The organism is Thalassospira profundimaris (assembly GCF_003326755.1).
GTDB lineage: Bacteria > Pseudomonadota > Alphaproteobacteria > Rhodospirillales > Thalassospiraceae > Thalassospira > Thalassospira profundimaris_B.
In genome coordinates this window covers 166244-184240 of sequence record NZ_JPWH01000005.1, presented here as the reverse complement: position 1 = coordinate 184240, position 17997 = coordinate 166244, and the positions used below count along the sequence as shown (strand labels likewise).

At 54.0% G+C, this 17997-nt stretch carries 18 protein-coding genes; 11 read left to right on the top strand and 7 right to left on the bottom strand.

Features of this window, described 5'->3' with window-relative positions; translation table 11 throughout:
* Positions 1 to 9 precede the first annotated feature (9 nt).
* The gene (locus TH25_RS08200) at positions 10 to 1590 is read left to right on the top strand and encodes a S1C family serine protease (protein ID WP_114087936.1); all 1581 of its coding nucleotides are present in this window, start codon (positions 10 to 12) and stop codon (positions 1588 to 1590) included.
* A gap of 60 nt (positions 1591 to 1650) precedes the next feature.
* On the opposite strand, the gene TH25_RS08195 is transcribed toward TH25_RS08200, so the two are convergent.
* From TH25_RS08195 to TH25_RS08175, 5 genes are all read right to left on the bottom strand, one after another.
* Positions 1651 to 2643 (bottom strand): ABC transporter ATP-binding protein, encoded by a 993-nt coding sequence (locus TH25_RS08195; protein WP_114087935.1) that lies wholly within the window; start codon positions 2641 to 2643, stop codon positions 1651 to 1653.
* Positions 2640 to 3638 carry an ABC transporter ATP-binding protein gene (locus TH25_RS08190; protein ID WP_114087934.1) on the bottom strand — a complete coding sequence of 333 codons (999 nt, stop codon included), beginning with the start codon at positions 3636 to 3638 and terminating at the stop codon, positions 2640 to 2642. The genes TH25_RS08195 and TH25_RS08190 overlap by 4 nt, the downstream gene beginning before the upstream one ends.
* A 14-nt stretch (positions 3639 to 3652) precedes the next feature.
* Entirely contained in the window at positions 3653 to 4570 is a 918-nt protein-coding gene (locus TH25_RS08185; RefSeq protein ID WP_114087933.1) for an ABC transporter permease subunit, read from the bottom strand.
* Positions 4570 to 5490: an oligopeptide ABC transporter permease OppB gene (gene oppB, locus TH25_RS08180; protein ID WP_114087932.1), complete on the bottom strand. Its 921-nt coding sequence runs from the start codon at positions 5488 to 5490 to the stop codon at positions 4570 to 4572. The genes TH25_RS08185 and oppB overlap by 1 nt, the downstream gene beginning before the upstream one ends.
* A 74-nt stretch (positions 5491 to 5564) precedes the next feature.
* Positions 5565 to 7223: a peptide ABC transporter substrate-binding protein gene (locus tag TH25_RS08175; RefSeq protein ID WP_114087931.1), complete on the bottom strand. Its 1659-nt coding sequence runs from the start codon at positions 7221 to 7223 to the stop codon at positions 5565 to 5567.
* 757 nt (positions 7224 to 7980) lie between these two features.
* On the opposite strand from TH25_RS08175, the gene TH25_RS08170 reads away from it, so the two are divergent.
* The 8 genes from TH25_RS08170 (at position 7981) to TH25_RS08135 (ending at position 13290) form a co-directional block, all read left to right on the top strand.
* Entirely contained in the window at positions 7981 to 8895 is a 915-nt protein-coding gene (locus TH25_RS08170) for a class I SAM-dependent methyltransferase (RefSeq protein ID WP_114088016.1), read from the top strand.
* Between the two features lie 104 nt (positions 8896 to 8999).
* Entirely contained in the window at positions 9000 to 9731 is a 732-nt protein-coding gene (queC, locus tag TH25_RS08165; RefSeq protein WP_114087930.1) for a 7-cyano-7-deazaguanine synthase QueC, read from the top strand.
* A 126-nt stretch (positions 9732 to 9857) separates the two neighbouring features.
* Positions 9858 to 10214 (top strand): 6-carboxytetrahydropterin synthase QueD, encoded by a 357-nt coding sequence (gene queD / locus TH25_RS08160; RefSeq protein ID WP_114087929.1) that lies wholly within the window; start codon positions 9858 to 9860, stop codon positions 10212 to 10214.
* The gene (queE, locus tag TH25_RS08155) at positions 10211 to 11044 is read left to right on the top strand and encodes a 7-carboxy-7-deazaguanine synthase QueE (RefSeq protein ID WP_258549080.1); all 834 of its coding nucleotides are present in this window, start codon (positions 10211 to 10213) and stop codon (positions 11042 to 11044) included. The genes queD and queE overlap by 4 nt, the downstream gene beginning before the upstream one ends.
* 129 nt (positions 11045 to 11173) lie before the next feature.
* A complete protein-coding gene (locus TH25_RS08150) occupies positions 11174 to 11686 on the top strand; it encodes a GNAT family N-acetyltransferase (RefSeq protein WP_114087928.1) in 513 nt (170 codons plus the stop codon).
* A 224-nt stretch (positions 11687 to 11910) separates the two neighbouring features.
* Complete coding sequence (locus TH25_RS08145; RefSeq protein WP_114087927.1) at positions 11911 to 12051, top strand: entericidin A/B family lipoprotein; 141 nt, start codon at positions 11911 to 11913, stop codon at positions 12049 to 12051.
* A 119-nt stretch (positions 12052 to 12170) separates the two neighbouring features.
* Complete coding sequence (locus TH25_RS08140; protein ID WP_085580828.1) at positions 12171 to 12347, top strand: DUF1328 domain-containing protein; 177 nt, start codon at positions 12171 to 12173, stop codon at positions 12345 to 12347.
* A gap of 331 nt (positions 12348 to 12678) precedes the next feature.
* A complete protein-coding gene (locus tag TH25_RS08135; RefSeq protein WP_114087926.1) occupies positions 12679 to 13290 on the top strand; it encodes a hypothetical protein in 612 nt (203 codons plus the stop codon).
* Between the two features lie 108 nt (positions 13291 to 13398).
* Here the strand turns inward: TH25_RS08135 and TH25_RS24885 are convergent, their stop codons facing one another.
* Positions 13399 to 13887 carry a hypothetical protein gene (locus tag TH25_RS24885; RefSeq protein WP_181847497.1) on the bottom strand — a complete coding sequence of 163 codons (489 nt, stop codon included), beginning with the start codon at positions 13885 to 13887 and terminating at the stop codon, positions 13399 to 13401.
* Between TH25_RS24885 and TH25_RS08125 the strand changes: the two genes are divergently transcribed.
* Positions 13882 to 14154 carry an NIPSNAP family protein gene (locus TH25_RS08125; RefSeq protein WP_258549079.1) on the top strand — a complete coding sequence of 91 codons (273 nt, stop codon included), beginning with the start codon at positions 13882 to 13884 and terminating at the stop codon, positions 14152 to 14154. The two genes, TH25_RS24885 and TH25_RS08125, sit on opposite strands and share 6 nt — an antisense overlap.
* A gap of 147 nt (positions 14155 to 14301) precedes the next feature.
* Positions 14302 to 16956 (top strand): alanine--tRNA ligase, encoded by a 2655-nt coding sequence (gene alaS, locus TH25_RS08120; RefSeq protein WP_114087924.1) that lies wholly within the window; start codon positions 14302 to 14304, stop codon positions 16954 to 16956.
* Positions 16957 to 17029: 73 nt separating this feature from the next.
* Here alaS and TH25_RS08115 read toward each other — a convergent pair whose 3' ends face one another.
* Positions 17030 to 17944, bottom strand: a complete 915-nt coding sequence (locus tag TH25_RS08115; protein ID WP_114087923.1) for a DMT family transporter — start codon at positions 17942 to 17944, stop codon at positions 17030 to 17032.
* Between the last annotated feature and the right edge of the window lie 53 nt (positions 17945 to 17997).

Genomic DNA, 17997 nt, shown 5'->3' with positions numbered 1-17997 from the left:
GAGAGCGATATGATGAAAAAAATGCTTCGCCATTCACTGGTTGCAACCATGCTGGTTTCGACAGCCCTGATCACCCCAGCCCTGTCTTATGCCGGCACCCCAAAACCGCATACCGAAACCCAAAGCCAAATCACAAGGGATATGGGTGATCAAAGCCTGGCATCGGTTTACCAGCAGGTGTCGCCAGGTGTTGTGCGGATTAACGTGCTGAAAAAAAGCTATGCCGAGATTGTGGATGAAGAACGCGAGAAAAAGGAAGAAGGCAAAGATTTTTACCTGCCGCCTGACGAACGCGACGATGATACCCCCGACAAGGATCGCAACCGCGATGACAAGGCCGAAAAAAAGAACGAGGAACCCAAATATGACTGGCAAAAGCGCAAGCGCAATGGCTCGACCGGAACCGGTTTCTTTATCAGCAGCAAGGGCCTGATTGTCACCAACGAGCATGTGGTGCGAGACGGCATTCAGTTCATTGTTGTTTTGAAAGATGGTCGTCGTATGCGCGCCAAATTGCTGGGTAAAGATTACCTGACCGACCTTGCCGTATTGCAGGTTGCCATGCCCGAAGGTGTCACGCCGCTTGCCTGGGGCAGTTCTGATGCGCTTTTGGTTGGTGACCCTGTTTTCGCCCTTGGCTATCCCTATGGTTTTGACCAAAGCCTGACAACAGGCGTTATTTCGGGCAAGCAGCGCCAGCTTTCCAAGGGGGAATATAACCCCTATCTGCAAACGGATGCGGCGGTAAACAAGGGAAATTCGGGCGGGCCACTTTTGGCAATGGATGGCCGTGTGGTTGGTGTTAATTCGGCGCTTTATACCCGCTCGGGCGGCAACGAGGGGCTGGCATTTTCCATTCCATCCGAACATGCCCAGGGCATTGTTGATCTTTTGATCCGTGATGGTGAAATCAAACGCGGCTGGTTTGGTATTGCCTATTCCGAGGTCAAGCCCGGCCTTGGTCCTCTTTTGGGAATGGAACGGGACGAAGGCATGTTGATCCATCGTGCCCCAAAGGACGAACCGGCCTATCAGGCGGGTATCCGTGCCGGGGATGTGATTGTGGCGGTGAATGGTGCAACCGTGACATCGCGGTTGCATTTCCGCATGCAGGCAGCCGAGGCAACAGGCAAAACAACCGTAACCGTCTGGCGCGATGGCGGTTACAAAAGTTTCAGCCTGATACCTGACGACATGGACGAAGCGAAAAGCCGTCGCCGCCAGGCAGAGCGCGACCGAATTTTAGGCAAAACCCCTGAGGATGATGGCCGTAAAAAGGTGATGGGGCTGGAACTTGTCCCTGCCAATGAAAAAGCCTGGGAAAAGCTTGAACTGCCCAAAGGTACACAGGGACTTGTGGTGGACCGTATGGAAAAGATGGGGCAGGGTGATCAGGCCGGTTTCATGAAGGGGGATTTCATTACCCGCATCAATGAAACCAAAACGGCAACCCCCGATGATTTTGAAAGTGTGATGAAAAAGGCCATTGAGAATGGCGATCCTTATGCACTGGTTTATTACAAACGCGGTGGCGAGGACCGGACAAAAATTGTCGATACTTTGGGGATGGTTGATCTGGCCGATTACTGATTAAAAAAGGGGGCCTCATGTCGATATCATGACGCCCCCTTTTATTATGTCGGTTTGATCTTACATTTCCTCGTGGAAATGGCAGGCGACCTGGTGCTTTGCCCCCAGATTCTGAATTTCGGGCACGTCTGTTGTGCATTTTTCCCGGGCAAACGGGCAGCGTGTACGAAATACACATCCCGATGGCGGGCTGATCGGGCTGGGAAGTTCGCCGGTCAGAACAATGCGTTCCTTTTTGCGTTCCAGCACCGGGTCGGGAATGGGCACGGCCGAAATCAGCGCCTTGGTATAGGGGTGCTTGGGCGCGTTATAGATGGTATCGCGATCCGCAACCTCCATTACATTGCCCAGATACAGCACCAGAATACGATGGCTGATATGACGCACGACCGACAGGTCATGGCTGATAAACAGCAAGGCCAGGCCAAATTCGCGCTGCAATTCCTGCAACAGATTGACGATCTGTGCCTGAATGGAAACGTCAAGGGCCGAAACCGCCTCGTCACAGACAATCAGTTTTGGCCGCAGCACCATTGCCCGGGCAATGCCGATACGCTGGCACTGCCCGCCGGAAAATTCATGGGCATACCGGTTGATCATTTCCGGCATCAGGCCCACCCGGGCCATGATTTCGCGCACTTCATCGCGCACCTGGGCCTTGGAAAGTTCCGGGCGGTGCGTGATCAGCGGTTCGGAAATGATCTGGCCGATGGTCATGCGCGGATCAAGCGATGCCAGCGGGTCCTGAAAGATGATTTGCAGGTCCGATCGCAGCGCCTGCATCTGTTTGTGGTTGATCGAGGCCAGATCACGCCCCAGCCATACGGCCTCGCCCGCGGTGGGTTCGATCAGGCGTAAAATGGCGCGGCCGAGCGTGGATTTGCCGCAGCCCGATTCACCAACCACACCCAGCGTTTCACCAGCCTTGATCTGAAAGCTGACATCATCGACGGCCTTAAGCGGCACGGTCTTTTTAAACAGGAAACCGCCCGCAGGCACATCAAAATGCACCTTCAGGTTTTTGACATCCAGAAGAACGGGTTCAACAGTCATGCGGCAAGTCCCTTGTGATCTTCCAAATGGCAGGCTTTGACATGGGTGTCCTCGGCGGTGCCATCTTCGGTTTTGCGCAAAAGCGGCAATTCGGCCCGGCAGCGATCAAAGGCGTGCGGGCAGCGCGGGGCAAAGCTGCATCCGGCTGGCAAACGTTGCAGGTTGGGTGGCTGACCGGCGATGGTGACAAGTTTCTCATCCCCGTTGACCACATCAAGGCGCGGGGACGATGCCAGCAGCCCGGCGGTATAGGGATGCTGCGGGTTGCCAAACAGGTCGTTGACGGGCGCACTTTCAATAATGCGTCCGGCATACATTACCTGTACATGGTCACAAATACCGGCCACCACGCCCAGATCATGGGTAATCATGACGATCGCGGTATTCATTTCGCGTTTCAGATCGCCCAACAGGTCCAGAATTTGTGCCTGAACGGTCACATCAAGGGCGGTGGTCGGTTCATCGGCAATCAGCAGTTCCGGTTCGCACAGAAGGGCCATTGCGATCATCACGCGCTGGCGCATCCCGCCGGAAAATTCATGCGGATACATATCGAACCGTTTGCGCGCCTCGGGAATGCGCACAAGGTCGAGCATATCCAGCGCCTTGGCGCGGGCTTCCTTTTCGCTCATGCCCTTGTGCTGCACCAGCACTTCGGAAAGCTGTTTGGAAATGCGCATATAGGGGTTGAGCGATGTCATCGGATCCTGAAAGATCATCGACATTTTCAAACCGCGCACTTTGTTCAGCTCGCGGGTGGAAAGGCCAATCAGTTCCTGGCCTTTCAGTTTGGCCGACCCGGTGGAATAGCCGTTGGAAGCCAGAAGCCCCATAATGGCAAGGAATGTCTGGCTTTTGCCCGACCCGGATTCGCCCACAACCCCAAGGGCTTCGCCCGCCCTGATCGAAAAGCTGAGGTCATTGACGGCTTTGACATCGCCATCATGGGTTTTAAAGACCGTTGTCAGGCCCTGAACGTCAAGAATGGTACTCATGGCGTCATGCTCCGTTAGCGGTCACGCGGGTCAAGGGCATCGCGCAGCCCGTCGCCGATGAAGTTAAAGCAGAAAAGAATGGCCGCCAGGATCGTTGCCGGGAACAGCAGTGTCCAGGGCGCACTCTCCATTTGCTGGGCACCTTCGGAAATCAGCACACCCAGGCTGGTCATCGGTTCCTGAACGCCCAGCCCGAGGAAGGACAGGAAACTTTCAATCAGGATCACCTGCGGGATGGTCAGCGTGACATACACAATCACCGGTCCCAGTGCATTGGGCACAATATGGCGGCGAATGATGTTGAAATTCGACACACCCGATGCCCGTGCCGCCTCGACAAATTCGCGGTTTTTGATCGACAGCGCCTGGCCGCGCACAATGCGCGCCATCGTCAGCCATTCAACCGCGCCAAGGGCGGCAAAAATCAGGTAAATATGGCGGCCAAAAACCACCATCAGCATGATGACGAAAAACATGAAGGGCATCGAATACATAATATCGACAATGCGCATCATGATGTTGTCGGTACGTCCACCGATATAGCCCGAAATCGCGCCATAGGTCACACCAATCAGAAGCGACACCGATGTGGCGACAATGCCCACCATCAATGAAACCCGAATGCCATACAGGGACCGGACAAAAAGGTCGCGGCCATTGGTGTCGGTACCAAACAGGAAACCGGCCTCAATATCAGGCGGGGCCTGAATATAATCCCAGTAGATTTCGTCAAACGGATGGGGGTGAAACATCGGAATGATAATGGCCGACAGGGTGATCAGCACCAGCAGGGTGACGCTGACCATTGCGGCCTTGTTGGCGCGCAGGCGACGAAAGGCATCTTCCCACAGCGAACGGCCTTTGACATTTTGCCCGGCCAGTGCCAGATCGGCGGCCTCGGTCGCGGAGGCCGGATTGGTTTTTGCAAACATTACTGCATCCTCACCTTCGGATCGAGCAGGCCGTACACAAGATCGACCAGCAGATTGAACAGAATGATCAGCGAGCCATAGAAAATGACGACGCCCATCACCAGCGTATAGTCGCGGTTAAGCGCGCCCTGGACGAAGTAGCGCCCGATGCCGGGAATGGAAAAAATCTGTTCAATCACCACAGACCCGGTAATGACGGCGGCACTTGCCGGGCCCAGATAGGACACCACCGGCAGGATACCGGCCTTAAGGGCATGGCGGGTGATCATGATGCGTTCGGGAATGCCCTTTGCCCGGGCGGTGCGCACAAAGTTGGAGCGCAAAACCTCGATCATGGAGCCACGGGTTAACCGGGCGATATAGGCAATTTGCGGCAGGGCGAGTGCAATAACGGGCAACACAACCTGGTCCCACCCCTGTTCCCAGCCGCCGACAGGCAGCCAGCGCAAATAAACCCCGAAAACAAGCGTCAGCAGCGGGGCCATGACAAAGTTTGGAATGGTAATGCCGGTCATGGCTGTTGCCATTACGGCGTAATCAAGTTTTGAATTTTGTTTTAAGGCGGCCAGGGTGCCCAGTGTTGTTCCAATGATCAGGGCCAGGAAAATGGCCGATCCGCCAAGCGTCAACGACACCGGAAAACCGCGAAAAATAAGTTCGGTCACGGTAAAGTCGCGATACTGGAAGGACGGACCGAAATCACCCTGGATCACATCACCCAGATAGCGGCCATATTGCATCCATAACGGTTCATCCAGGTGATAAACGGCGTTCAGGTTGGCCGCCACCTCTGGCGGGACGGAACGTTCCTTGTCAAACGGTCCGCCCGGTGCGGTCCGGATCAGAAAGAATGACAGGGTGACAATGATAAAAAGCGTCGGGATCGCCCCGAGCAATCGTTTGAGTGTAAAGCCAAGCATATGGTTATCCCCAAAGCCTGCCCGCCGCGCATGGGGGCGCGGCGGACAGCATGTTCAGACTGTCAATCGAAGGATTATTTTTCGATATACAGATACTGCGAACGAACATGGTCCAGCACGTTGACATGGCCTTTGCCATCGGCATCCCAGCCTTTGACATACGGTTTGATCATGTGCTTGGTCACATAGTGATAAATCGGGGCAACCGCGTTGGCATCAAGGAAGATGCGCTCGGCACTTTCAAGCAGTTTCATCCGCTTTGCGGAATCCTGCTCCTTGGAGGCTTCGTCCATCAGCTTGTCATATTCCGGGTCGGCAAAACCGGTGTCGTTCAGGCCGGAATCGGATTTCCACAGTTCCAGGAAGGTGTTGGGGTCGTTGTAATCGCCAATCCAGCCCGCACGGAAGACCTGGGTTTTTTCCTTGGCTTTACGGGTTTCCAGGAAGACCTTGAATTCTTCATTGACCAGATTGACATTCGCACCCAGCACGCTTTTCCACATCGAGGCAATCGCAATGGCGATTTTCTTGTGGTTGTCATTGGTGTTGTAACGAATTTCAACCGTCAGGGGGTTATCCTTGGAATAGCCGGCTTCCTGATACAGCTTATAGGCTTTTTCGTTGCGTTCCTTCTGGGTCATGTCCTTGAAATTGACATAAACCGGATCATAACCGTTCATGCCCGGCACGACATAGGAATAGGCCGGAACTTCGCCTGCGGTGACAATCTTGTCCATCAGGATGTCGCGATTGATCGCCAGGGAAAAGGCTTCGCGCAGCTTGGCATTGTCAAAGGGCGGCTTGGTCATGTTAAAGCCGTAATAATAAACGCCCAGATAGTTCGACACGACGAATTCGTCATTCATATTGTCGCGGATCCATTTGATCTGGTCGTTCGGCACCTCATAGGTCCAGTCCAGTTCCCCGGCGCGGTAACGCTTCAGCTCGGCCGTGGTGCTTTCGGTCGGATAATAAATGACCTTGTCGAGCTTTACACTGTCGGCATTCCAGTACTGGTCGTTTTTGGCCAGGACGATGCGTGACTGCGGGTTCCATTCAATCAGCTTGAAGGCACCGTTGGTGACGGAATTGTCCGGGCGGGTCCACTGGTCGCCAAATTTCTCAACAGCCGGTTTGTAAACCGGATAGCTGACCGAATGGGTCAGCAAGCCCAGGAAATAGGGGGTCGGGCCGGCAAGGTCCACTTCTAGGGTTTTGTCGTCAATGGCCTTTGCACCCAGTTCGGACGGGTCCTTTTTGCCTGCGGTAATGTCTTCGGCATTTTTGATCGGCGCCAGCAGGAACGAATATTCCGACCCGGTTTTCGGGTCCACGGCGCGCTGCCAGGCATAAACGAAGTCACCGGCGGTCACGGGCTCGCCATTGGTCCATTTGGCATCATCGCGGATTTTGAAGGTATAGGTCAGGCCGTCTTCGCTGACGGTCCAGCTTTCGGCATCGCCGGGAACGATGTCACCGCTTGGTGCTTCGCCAACCAGGCCTTCATAAAGGTCGCGCAAAATGTGCGATGCCGGAACATCTTCGGATATTTGCGGGTCAAGGCTGCCCGGTTCCGAACCATTGCCCCGGTTCAACACCATTTCGGCCTGGGCCGAAACCGGTGCCAGTGCAGCCATGCTGCTTGCGAGAAGGCCAGTGCCAATAAGAAAAGCTCGTGACGAATTCAAGAAGCCGTGCACGAGACCATCTTTGGTCTTCGTGATAAATGACATTTAATATGTCTCCCTATTTTTGTTGTTCGCCCTGGAGCGGGAAGCATCCCCACTAATGCGTACGTGGAAATACTGATAATAAAGCCCGTAACCTGCAAGTGACAAATCCACAAAACGGAAACAATTGAAAAAAAATTACCGAAATCAGGTTCAATATTTTATATTTTTGCGCAAAATGCCATTCTGACAGTGGCTTAATTGCCTATCTGTATCGGGTCGATACAGATATTTTGCGATGCGGCATCTCTCGCCTGTCAGTGCTTCGTGCCATGTCAGGATGAAGTTGCTTGTGTTTGCATATCCTTGATCAAGCTATGTATTTTCCGATGGGCAGCATTGCATATGGGGTGTTCCCGAAAGCCGGATTTTTGGCAAAATGGCTCCCAACGGGGTGTCCTTTTTCAAGGGATTTCATGTTAAGTTTTTGATTTTTAATGATAAAAATTCTTTTTCCTGCGGTGCCGCATGAGCGTTCGTTTGGGGGCGCGGGGGCGACTCGAAAATGCGCATTTTCTTTTTTTGCAGTGAAATTTCTCACAGTCGCCTTTTGGGACTGCCGGAGATATGGCGAGAATGCTGAATTTGTGGGCATCTTTGTAAAAAACGGCGATCGGATCGCGGGGAACTGGTATAAATGTTGGAAAAGTCGCGCAGATCACGTTGAACGGGATGTGTGTTACAAAAACAGGGCTGGCAATTCGTCGGCTCGTGGGTGATGACCCGAAAAAACGTCAAGGCGGGCGACAGCACAGGGGGGATGATGAATCAGGACGCGGGGAATCCGATATGGCAGGATCTGTCATCTGACTGGCTGAACTGGGCAGATCGTCTGGCCCCCCAAGCCGACAAAATCAATCGTCACCTGATTGATGCTCTCGAACTGCATGGTATGGCTGATCGTGTCGCCCAGCGCTGCCACAATGGTTTGTGCGTGCTTGATCTGGCTTCGGGCGTTGGCGAACCGGCATTTGGTCTTGCGGCTTTGTTGTCGTCTGCCTTTTCTGACATGCCCGAAAGTGCCAAAGGAAAACCATTCCCTTCGGGGCGGGTAATTGCCAGCGATATTGCCCCATCAATGTGCGCCGGGCTGGCCGGGCGGGCCGCGCGGGCGGAAATTGCCAATCTTGATGTTGTGGCGGCCAATATGCAGTCCCTGCCATTTGCCGATGCCATGTTTCACGGGGTATCGTGCCGGTTTGGCATCATGTTTTGTCAAAACCCGGACCAGGCCCTGCGCGAAACCCGGCGGGTTTTGGCCCCTGGCGGCCGGGCGGCTTTCATGGTTTGGGGGCCAATGGCGGAAAACCCGTTATTTGGTGCGATGGATGCGATTTTTAAACAGGTCCTGGGCACCGGGTTCGAGGCGGCGGGGCTGGATCTGTTTGGGTTTTCGTCCGCCGAAAATTCGGTTGCCCGGCTGATCAATGCCGGTTTTGACGATGTTTCGCTGGTTACACATACACCGTGCGGGCGGATTCCCGCCGCCGCCCCGTTCTGGCGGCCGCAAATGCAGATGCTTTTTGGCGCTGCGCTGCGAAATGCCACATCCGGGCAGGGTCGCGAAATTGACGATCTGATGCGGGCCAGCCTGTCGCAACATATTGAAGACACATATTTCCGGGTGCCCATGTGCTTTCATGTGCTTTCCGGACGTCGGGAAATGGCAGTATAGAAAGCCCTTGCCTTTTTTTGCCGCATGTGGGAAATGCGCGGCTTGGTGATCTTTAAGGGTCCCCCTGTCGTAGCACCAGGTAAAAAACACGCAAAGGTTATACCATGAAAACCATCGTCGTCTGTTCGGGCGGCCTGGATTCTGTGACGCTGGCGCATAAGGTTGCGCGCGAACACAGTTTGCAGGGACTGATTTCCTTTGATTATGGCCAGCGCCATAAAAAGGAACTTGATTATGCTGCCGAAACCGCCCGTGATTTGGGCGTTCCCCACAATATTGTTGATTTAAAACCGGTTGGCAGGCTTTTGACCGGTTCGTCATTGACCAGCGATGATGTGGCCGTGCCCGATGGGCATTATGCCGAAGAAACCATGCGCATCACGGTGGTGCCCAACCGCAATGCCATCATGATGACAGTGGCATTTGGCGCGGCCGCCAGTGCCGGGGCCGATGCGGTGGCCGCTGCCATGCATGGCGGGGATCACTTTATCTATCCCGATTGTCGCCCCGATTTCGTTCATGCGTTTCAGGCCATGCAGGATCATGCCCTGGAGGGTGTGGCGCACATCCGGCTTTATACGCCCTTTATTCATGCCTCCAAGGCCGATATTGCCGCAGAGGCCGGTCGTCTTGGCGTGCCGGTTGATCGCACATGGTCCTGTTACAAGGGCGGCGATGTGCATTGCGGACGCTGCGGCACCTGTGTGGAACGGCGCGAGGCGCTGGAGCTGGCCCGTGTGCTCGACCCGACCGTTTATACCGACCGGGAATATTGGAAACAGGCCCGGGCCGAACATGCGAAGCGCAAATTCGCGGAACGCAGCACGCACGGCTAAATCATTCCCACTGGCGCGGTATCGAGCAACCATCAAACGGCTTTTGTCTGCGGGCGTCGTGCGTTCGCATGCAAGCGTCGGTGCGATGTGCTGCAGGTCAAGCCGCGGCCTGAAACGAGATTGAAAATGTTCAGAATTACCAAACAATTTGCCTTTTCGGCCTCCCATGTGCTGGGCGGGCTGGAAGCCGATCATCCCTGCGCCCGTCTGCATGGTCACAATTATATTGTCGAGATCGAATTGCAGTCTTCCAGCCTGGATCATCGTGGTTTTGTGCGCGATTACCGCGAACTAGGCCCGCTTAAACGTCTGATCGACGATGAATTTGACCATCGTCATCTTAATGATGTGCTGGGTCATGACCATGTCACGGCGGAAAATCTGGCAAAATTCTTCTGCGACTGGGCCAGGGATCGTTGGCCGGAGGTCTCGGCGGTGCGTGTATCGGAAACGCCTAAAACCTGGGCGGAATATCGGCCATGAACCCGCAGATGAAAACCGGTACCGGTACCGGTACGGAAACGTCTTCTGTCGCGGCCGGTTTTTCGGTTGAGGACAGCGAAGGTGTGCGTCGTCACGGTAAAATTCGCATTTCGGAAATTTTCGGCCCGACCGTGCAGGGCGAAGGGGCGCTGTTGGGCCTGCCAACGGTTTTTGTCCGCACCGGCGGCTGTGATTTTCGTTGTTCGTGGTGTGATACGCTCTATGCCGTAGACCCTTCCTTTCGGGCAGACTGGCTGCCGATGACGGCTCACGATATACTTGATCAGGTGAAAAAACTGTCTGGCGGGCGTCCGGTCCTGGTGACACTCTCGGGCGGCAATCCCGCCATTCAGCCGCTGGAACCGCTCATTGATTTGGGGCAGGCCCAGGGATTTACCTTTGCCATTGAAACACAGGGCAGCATCGCCCGGCGCTGGTTTGCCAAACTCGATCATTTGACGCTGAGCCCCAAGCCGCCTTCAAGCCACACCACATTCAATGCCGGTGATCTGGCTGCCTGCATTGCCGCTGCGCGCAATGGCATGGGGAACGGTCCGGCCATAACCCTGAAATTTCCGGTGGCGGACGAGGCCGATTTGGCCTTTGCCAACCATGTGCGCTCGCGTCACCCTGATATTCCCTGTTATCTGCAGCCGGTCAATGCCACCCCGGCGGCACCGCATCCCGACGGGGTGGACGGCGTTGATCTTGATGCCCTGACCGAACGCTATCGCTGGCTGGTGACGCGTGTGGCGGAAAACGGCTGGTTTGATGTGCGCGTCATGCCGCAATGGCATGTGCATGTCTGGGGGAATTTGCGCGGGGTTTGATCGCTGCGATCAACAGGGTTTGTGTCACTCAGTTGCTGAATTATTTCCAGGGCCTTCGCCCCGACCCTCGGCAAGGCGTGGGTTCCGCTGTTCTGATTTTCTGTTTCCCTGTTTTACAAGGATTACCCTATGTTTGTTATTCATCCCGAAACGCCAGACCAGCCTGTGGTTACATCCCTGTTTGACCAGGCCGATACCAGGACGGCGCGGCTTTATCCGGGGCAGGACCGGGCAGGGTTAAGTGCAGGGCAGCTTATTGCCGAGGATGTACGGTTTTTTGTTGTTCGACGAAAAGTGGACGGTCGGGCTGTTGCCTGCGGCGGCTATATCCCGCTACCCCCCGGTAAGTGTCCTTCAATATCAGCAAGGCATGATACCCCTGTTCCGTTTGTTGAAATAAAGAGATTGTTTGTTAATCGCGACATGCGTCGGCAGAGGCTTGCACGCATGCTTATGGTCCATATGGAACAGGACGCGCTTGAACATGGTTTTGGTGGCCTATGCCTTGAAACCGGTATTCAGTCCGATGCAGCCATCACGCTTTATGCGTCGCTGGGATATGAGCGATGTGCACCCTTTGGACCGTACCAGAGCGATGTGAACAGTGTTTTCATGGTGAAGATGCCGGTTTGTTCGTGTTAAGGGCGGTCTTTCCCCTGTGGTAGGGTAATAAGGCAGTTGCCCCAAAATGATCACGATTTGTCTTAATCGCAGAAATCAGCAGGCTTGATGCCCGTTTTAAGACCATTAAGCGCCGATTTGAACGGGATCGAGCACCAAATGCGGAACAAGTAACGATACCTGACGTTTGAAGTCGTGTGTAACGAATACAAAACAATCACAAGTTCAAGGATCAGGAGTTCATCATGTCCAATTTCTTGAAACGCTTTTTTGCTCTGGCGATGATTGCCGGTTTTGGTATGGGTTTGGCCGCCTGTGAAACCGCCGAAGGCTTTGGCCAGGACGTTGAAAAGCTTGGTGACAACATTCAGGAAGGTGCCAACTGATCTGAAGGGCATGTGCCCGCAACGGATCGGATATGGCTGACGACTGGCAAATAGTGAAACAAAAGACACGAGCAAACTGCGCCGGTCGCCTGAAAATAAAATAACAACAGGAGAATAACATGCTTGGTTGGGCAATATTCTGTCTTGTCCTGGCTTTGCTGGCAGCCGTACTTGGTTTTGGCGGGCTTGCCGGTACCTTTGTCGGGATTGCAAAAATTCTGTTCTTCGTCTTTATCGTTCTGTTTTTGGTGTCGTTGCTGGTCAACGCCCTGCGCGGGCGCCGCCCACCGGTTTAAGGCGATAAGCGAAGGCGAGACATTCATCCGGACCAGCAATGACGATACAACCAACGACTGTAAGCGTAATTGCACATCAGCCCGGATCAGAGAAGAAAAGCAGGGTGCGTCCAATGGGCGCACCTTAAATAGTATTTACGCCAATTTACGGGATAGAGGTAACGTAAAAAGACATTTATGAAGGCGGAGCTTTTGTTGCTGATAGTATCACGAGCTTCTTTGAAGACGATGGGGCAGACTGCAAATTTTGATATCAGAAAAATAAAGAATCGCACTGCGTGTTGATTTGGAAATTAAAAGTTAAAAATGCTGATTCCTTGGAGGGTGTTTAATGTTTTTGGAGTTGTTCAAAGATACTCCCGGTTATCCGTTTGAGGAATATTTCAGGAGCACGGAGCAATTTTTTGCCGCGCAGCAGTATTGGCTTCATTTGTTAAGACAGTTGAAGAGTTTTGTCGAAAGTGATTGGGGTGGGGTAATTCGTCCGGTCAACTTGAAGGAAGATATGTTAACCGGGAAAGTTATCTGGATCAGAAATCAGAGTGATAAGAAAGAAATAGTGCTGCAAACGTTGAGTTTTGAGGGCTCTATTAATGAACTTTTAGATTCAAATGATGCAATGGAACCTGAGTTTATAGAGAAATTTGAGAATATTGGAACTGAATTGGATGATAGACAAAAAAGAGAGATGACATATGACGAAGCGATGGAGATAGAGAAATCTGAATATTCGGGGTTCTCTGCCTGGGTCGAGACGAGTGATTATTTTCATGCAGACCCAAGTACATCGGGAGGTGGCTATGACGTGCCAATCGAACGCCTGATCTTGACATCGGAGATTTCCGAAACCGCAGAACAAAAAGCAATCCAGGCCTTGGACCTATTTTTACAGCCCGGGCCTGCTATGGTTCGTGTGAACAGCGTATTCTCTCCTGACGACTAATAATTATTTATATGATAAGCCGCGTTGCGTTAGCAATCTCTTGTTGTCGTCGGCTGGAACCCAAAGGTCGCACATATCGCGTTCGGCTCTCGGCCCTATTTTACTGTATCACATAATGGCGCGATACCTCTTTACGGGCAACGGATGATCTGTATGCACGTCTGTATTGTTTATGAACGTGTCGCAGTGTTGTCCTGCACAAATTTTAGTAGGGGACGCCATGATTTCGTTATATTTTGCGCGTTGTTTTGCAGGAACATTGAAATGCCGTCTGCTTGATGCGGAGGCTTCGGATGTTGCCACTGGTAAAAGCTGACGGGCATTTGCCCAGGTTGGAGAATAGCGAAGATGGAAAAACGGGTCCGTAAGGTTATGGCTGTTCTGTTGATGGTTGCGTTTGGGGCGGCGCTGGCGGGGTGTGAAACCGCCGATGGTTTTGGCAAGGATCTGGAAAAGCTCGGCCAGAATATTCAGAAAAAAGCGAATTAAGGTGCAGGCAGCCGTCCTGATGCGCTGTTCTTTGGTTTGCTTGTTTTTGACGTGATTGGCGAAGGTTCCATGATCACCTGCTATCTTAAATACGTTATCGATATGCACAAAATCCCCGAATTCGAGGAGTATGCCCGGCGCTGGATTCCCATTGTTAACCGTATGGGCGGCACGCATCACGGCTATTTTCTGCCCCATGAAGGGGCTAGCAACATTGCTTACGCGCTGTTTAGTTTTCCAAGCTTGGCCGCCTATGAAACCTATCGCAACCAGATGGCCGATGACGCCGAATGCGTGGCGACACTGGAACTTGAACAAAAAAACCGTTCCATCATCAGCTATGAACGCAGTTTCATGCGCCCGGTTCTGGACTAATTCCGTCGGCGATAATACTTGAAACGCAGCTTTTAACCGTTTAGCCCTTTTCCCCGACTGGACAGGGCAAAGGCGAGCCGCTAAACAGTGCAGTCAACCCGCAGTCCAGGTGGGTGTTTTGTTCCGCGTTTTCCGGGTTGGAGAGAGATGCAGACCGTTAACGATATTCGCACCACGTTTTTGGAATTTTTCCGCAAGAACGGCCACGAGGTTGTATCTTCCAGCCCGCTGGTGCCGCGCAATGACCCCACCCTGATGTTTACCAATGCCGGGATGGTCCAGTTTAAAAACGTTTTCACCGGCCAGGAGCAGCGCGATTATTCCCGTGCGGTTACGTCGCAGAAATGCGTGCGGGCCGGGGGCAAGCATAATGACCTGGAAAATGTCGGTCATACTGCGCGACATCACACCTTTTTTGAAATGCTCGGCAATTTTTCGTTTGGCGACTATTTCAAGGAAAACGCGATTGAGTTCGCCTGGAATCTGATCACCAAGGAATACGGTCTTCCGGCGGAAAAACTGCTGGTGACGGTCTATCATACCGATGATGAAGCTCACGGTTTGTGGAAGAAAATCGCCGGGCTGAGTGATGATCGCATCATTCGCATTCCCACCTCGGACAATTTCTGGTCGATGGGCGATACCGGCCCGTGTGGTCCGTGTTCGGAAATCTTCTTTGATCATGGCGATCATATCTGGGGTGGCCCTCCGGGCAGTGCGGAAGAAGACGGCGACCGTTTCATTGAAATCTGGAACCTGGTTTTCATGCAGTATGAACAGATGGCGGACGGCCGCCGTCTGGACCTGCCAAAGCCCTCCATCGATACCGGCATGGGTCTGGAACGTGTGGCTGCCGTGTTGCAGGGCAAGCACGATAACTATGATATCGATTTGATGCGCGCCCTGATCGAGGCCTCGGCCGATATCACCAATACCGACCCGGATGGGCCGCATAACGTGTCCCATCGTGTGGTGGCGGACCATTTGCGTTCCACCAGCTTCCTGATTGCCGATGGTGTTTTGCCGTCCAATGCTGGTCGCGGGAACGTTCTGCGCCGTATCATGCGCCGTGCCATGCGCCATTTGCACATGGTCGGCACCAAGGACCCGCTGATGTATAAGCTGGTCCCGGCGCTTGTGCGCAAAATGGGCGCTGCCTACCCGGAACTGGTGCGTGCCCAGGCCTTGATCGAAGAAACTCTGAAGCTGGAAGAGCATGGCTTTAAAACCATGCTCGATCGCGGCCTCAAGATGCTTGACGAAGCCACGGTTGAAATGGGCGAAGGCGCGGTTCTGCCGGGCGATGTGGCCTTCAAGCTGTATGATACCTATGGTTTCCCGCTTGATCTGACTGCCGATGCGCTTAAACCCCGCAAAATCGGGATTGACGAAGACGGTTTTTCCTCGGCCATGGCCGAACAGAAGGCCAAGGCCCGTGCGGCATGGTCTGGTTCGGGCGAAGCGGCAACCGAAGAAGTCTGGTTTGATCTGAATGACCGTTTCGGGGCGACCGAATTCCTGGGTTATGAAACCGAAACCGCCGAAGGTGTTTTGACCGCCATCATCGTGGATGGCAAGGAAGTCGAAACCGCCAAGGCAGGCGACCAGGTTGCCATTTTGGCCAACCAGACGCCGTTTTTTGGCGAATCCGGTGGTCAGCAGGGGGATGCCGGCGTGATCCGCACCGAAAATGGTGCGGTCATTGAAATTGCCGATACCCAGAAAAAACTTGGTGCGCTGCATGTGCATTTGGGCAAGGTGGTGTCGGGCGAGATCAAAACCGGCAATGCCGCCGAATTCCGCGTGGATCACGATCGCCGCTCAAAACTGCGGGCCAATCACTCGGCAACGCATCTTCTCCATGCCGTGATGCGCAAACATCTGGGCGACCATGTGACGCAGAAGGGCTCGCTGGTGGCACCCGAGCGCCTGCGTTTTGACGTATCCCATCCGAAACCGGTGACGGCGGAAGAAATTGCCGTGATCGAAGCCGATGTGAACCGCCTGGTTCGCGAAAACACCGAAGTCGTCACCCGTTTGATGACGCCTGACGAGGCGATTGAACTGGGGGCGATGGCGCTGTTTGGTGAAAAATACGGCGATGAAGTCCGTGTTGTTTCCATGGGCTTGCCGGAAGAAAAGGAATTTGCCTATTCGCTGGAACTGTGTGGGGGCACCCATGTCAAACGCACCGGCGATATCGGCCTGTTCAAAATCGTTTCCGAGGGTGCCGTTTCCAGCGGTGTGCGCCGTATCGAGGCACTCAGCGGTGCCGATGCTGCAAACTATATGGCAAACCGCGATCGCCTGTTGCAGTCTGTTGCCGGTGATTTGAAGGCTGTGCCCGAAGATGTGCCTGCCCGTGTGCAGGCCCTGCAGGAAGAACGCCGCCGTCTGGAGCGTGAAGTTTCCGATCTGCGTAAAAAGCTGGCAACCGGCGGGGTCGGGGGTGCGGGCGGCGATGCTGGCTTCAAGGAAATTAACGGCGTTAAAACCGCGTTTCGGGTTCTTGAAGGCATCCCGGCCAAGGAACTGAAGGGCATGGTTGACGAATTGCGCAGCCAGATGGGATCGGGCATTGCCGCCCTGATCGCCATTGATGGCGGCAAGGCCTCCATCGTTGTCGGCCTGACCCAGGATCTGGTTGCCAGCCATAATGCGGTTGACCTGCTGCGTATTGGTGTTGCCGAACTGGGCGGCAAAGGCGGCGGTGGCCGCCCGGACATGGCCCAGGGTGGTGGCCCCGATGGCGACAAGGCCGCACAGGCCCTTGCTGCAATTGAGGCGGCATTGGCGGGCTGATTAGTCCTGCAATGATGCAAATATCCAAAACCCCGTTGCCAGCCCGGCAGCGGGGTTTTGTTTTGGCCTGTCATCAGGCTGTTTTGGTGTTGTGGGCCTGTCGGGTTTTTCGGCCAAATACGCGCCAGCCCAAATTCATCCCCGCCGCGCCGATCAGGATTGCCGCCGCCCCCAGGATTTGCCCGGTGCCAAGGCGATGGTGAAAGGCGATGACGTCAATCAGGATGGCAACTACCGGGTACAGGAATGTCAGCGACCCTTGCAAATGGGTGGGCAGTTTTTGAACGGCCCCATACATCAGCACATAGATCAGCCCGGTATGCACCGCCCCGATAATCACCAGCGACAGCCACGAAAAGCCGGTCGCGGGCAGGTTGGTGAAATCGGCAAAGGGCGCGAGCATCAGGATGCCAACCGTTACCTGCACAAGGGCGATCAGATGCGGCGGCGTCCCCTTCAGCTTTTTGGTGATGATAACCGCAACCGCCCAGAAAAAGGCCGCCCCCAGCGCCATCACAATGCCTGGCAGGCTGGTGCCAACAGTACCTTGTGCGTCATGTCCGGCATCATTGCCTGTTATAATGAATAACAGGCCAATAAACGCCAGCGCCAGCCAGAACAGCTTGTTGGCCGTTATTTTCTCGCCCGCGAAAAGCGCACCAAAGCCAAGCAGTATGAAGGGTTGTGTATTGTAAAGTGCGGTCGAGATGGAAATGGATGCTTCCCTGAAGGACGCAAATAACAGGAACCAGTTAATCACAATGGCGGCACCACCAAGGGCGGACCATACCACGGTGCGCAGGTTTAAAAGCCCGGGCAACAGGCCAAGGGCCGCACATATGGCAAACAGGGCTGCCGCCCCGAAAACGCACCGCCAGAAAACAACATTGATTGCAGGCTGTTCGGACACGATCACGAACCAGCCAATGGTGCCCAGAATGGACATGGCCGTTGCCATTTCCAGGGTGCCACGTGTTTTTTCATTCATCGGAATGCTCCGTTTGTCTGAATAAATTTATGGCACCATTTTCGCGGAAAAAG

What these genes read in the sequence shown, in the direction of transcription:
- TH25_RS08200 (WP_114087936.1), top strand. Translation starts at nt 10, where the DNA reads ATGATGAAAAAAATGCTTCGCCATTCACTGGTTGCAACCATGCTGGTT.
- TH25_RS08195 (WP_114087935.1), bottom strand. Translation starts at nt 2,643, where the DNA reads ATGACTGTTGAACCCGTTCTTCTGGATGTCAAAAACCTGAAGGTGCAT.
- TH25_RS08190 (WP_114087934.1), bottom strand. Translation starts at nt 3,638, where the DNA reads ATGAGTACCATTCTTGACGTTCAGGGCCTGACAACGGTCTTTAAAACC.
- TH25_RS08185 (WP_114087933.1), bottom strand. Translation starts at nt 4,570, where the DNA reads ATGTTTGCAAAAACCAATCCGGCCTCCGCGACCGAGGCCGCCGATCTG.
- oppB (WP_114087932.1), bottom strand. Translation starts at nt 5,490, where the DNA reads ATGCTTGGCTTTACACTCAAACGATTGCTCGGGGCGATCCCGACGCTT.
- TH25_RS08175 (WP_114087931.1), bottom strand. Translation starts at nt 7,223, where the DNA reads ATGTCATTTATCACGAAGACCAAAGATGGTCTCGTGCACGGCTTCTTG.
- TH25_RS08170 (WP_114088016.1), top strand. Translation starts at nt 7,981, where the DNA reads ATGATGAATCAGGACGCGGGGAATCCGATATGGCAGGATCTGTCATCT.
- queC (WP_114087930.1), top strand. Translation starts at nt 9,000, where the DNA reads ATGAAAACCATCGTCGTCTGTTCGGGCGGCCTGGATTCTGTGACGCTG.
- queD (WP_114087929.1), top strand. Translation starts at nt 9,858, where the DNA reads ATGTTCAGAATTACCAAACAATTTGCCTTTTCGGCCTCCCATGTGCTG.
- queE (WP_258549080.1), top strand. Translation starts at nt 10,211, where the DNA reads ATGAACCCGCAGATGAAAACCGGTACCGGTACCGGTACGGAAACGTCT.
- TH25_RS08150 (WP_114087928.1), top strand. Translation starts at nt 11,174, where the DNA reads ATGTTTGTTATTCATCCCGAAACGCCAGACCAGCCTGTGGTTACATCC.
- TH25_RS08145 (WP_114087927.1), top strand. Translation starts at nt 11,911, where the DNA reads ATGTCCAATTTCTTGAAACGCTTTTTTGCTCTGGCGATGATTGCCGGT.
- TH25_RS08140 (WP_085580828.1), top strand. Translation starts at nt 12,171, where the DNA reads ATGCTTGGTTGGGCAATATTCTGTCTTGTCCTGGCTTTGCTGGCAGCC.
- TH25_RS08135 (WP_114087926.1), top strand. Translation starts at nt 12,679, where the DNA reads ATGTTTTTGGAGTTGTTCAAAGATACTCCCGGTTATCCGTTTGAGGAA.
- TH25_RS08125 (WP_258549079.1), top strand. Translation starts at nt 13,882, where the DNA reads ATGCACAAAATCCCCGAATTCGAGGAGTATGCCCGGCGCTGGATTCCC.
- alaS (WP_114087924.1), top strand. Translation starts at nt 14,302, where the DNA reads ATGCAGACCGTTAACGATATTCGCACCACGTTTTTGGAATTTTTCCGC.
- TH25_RS08115 (WP_114087923.1), bottom strand. Translation starts at nt 17,944, where the DNA reads ATGAATGAAAAAACACGTGGCACCCTGGAAATGGCAACGGCCATGTCC.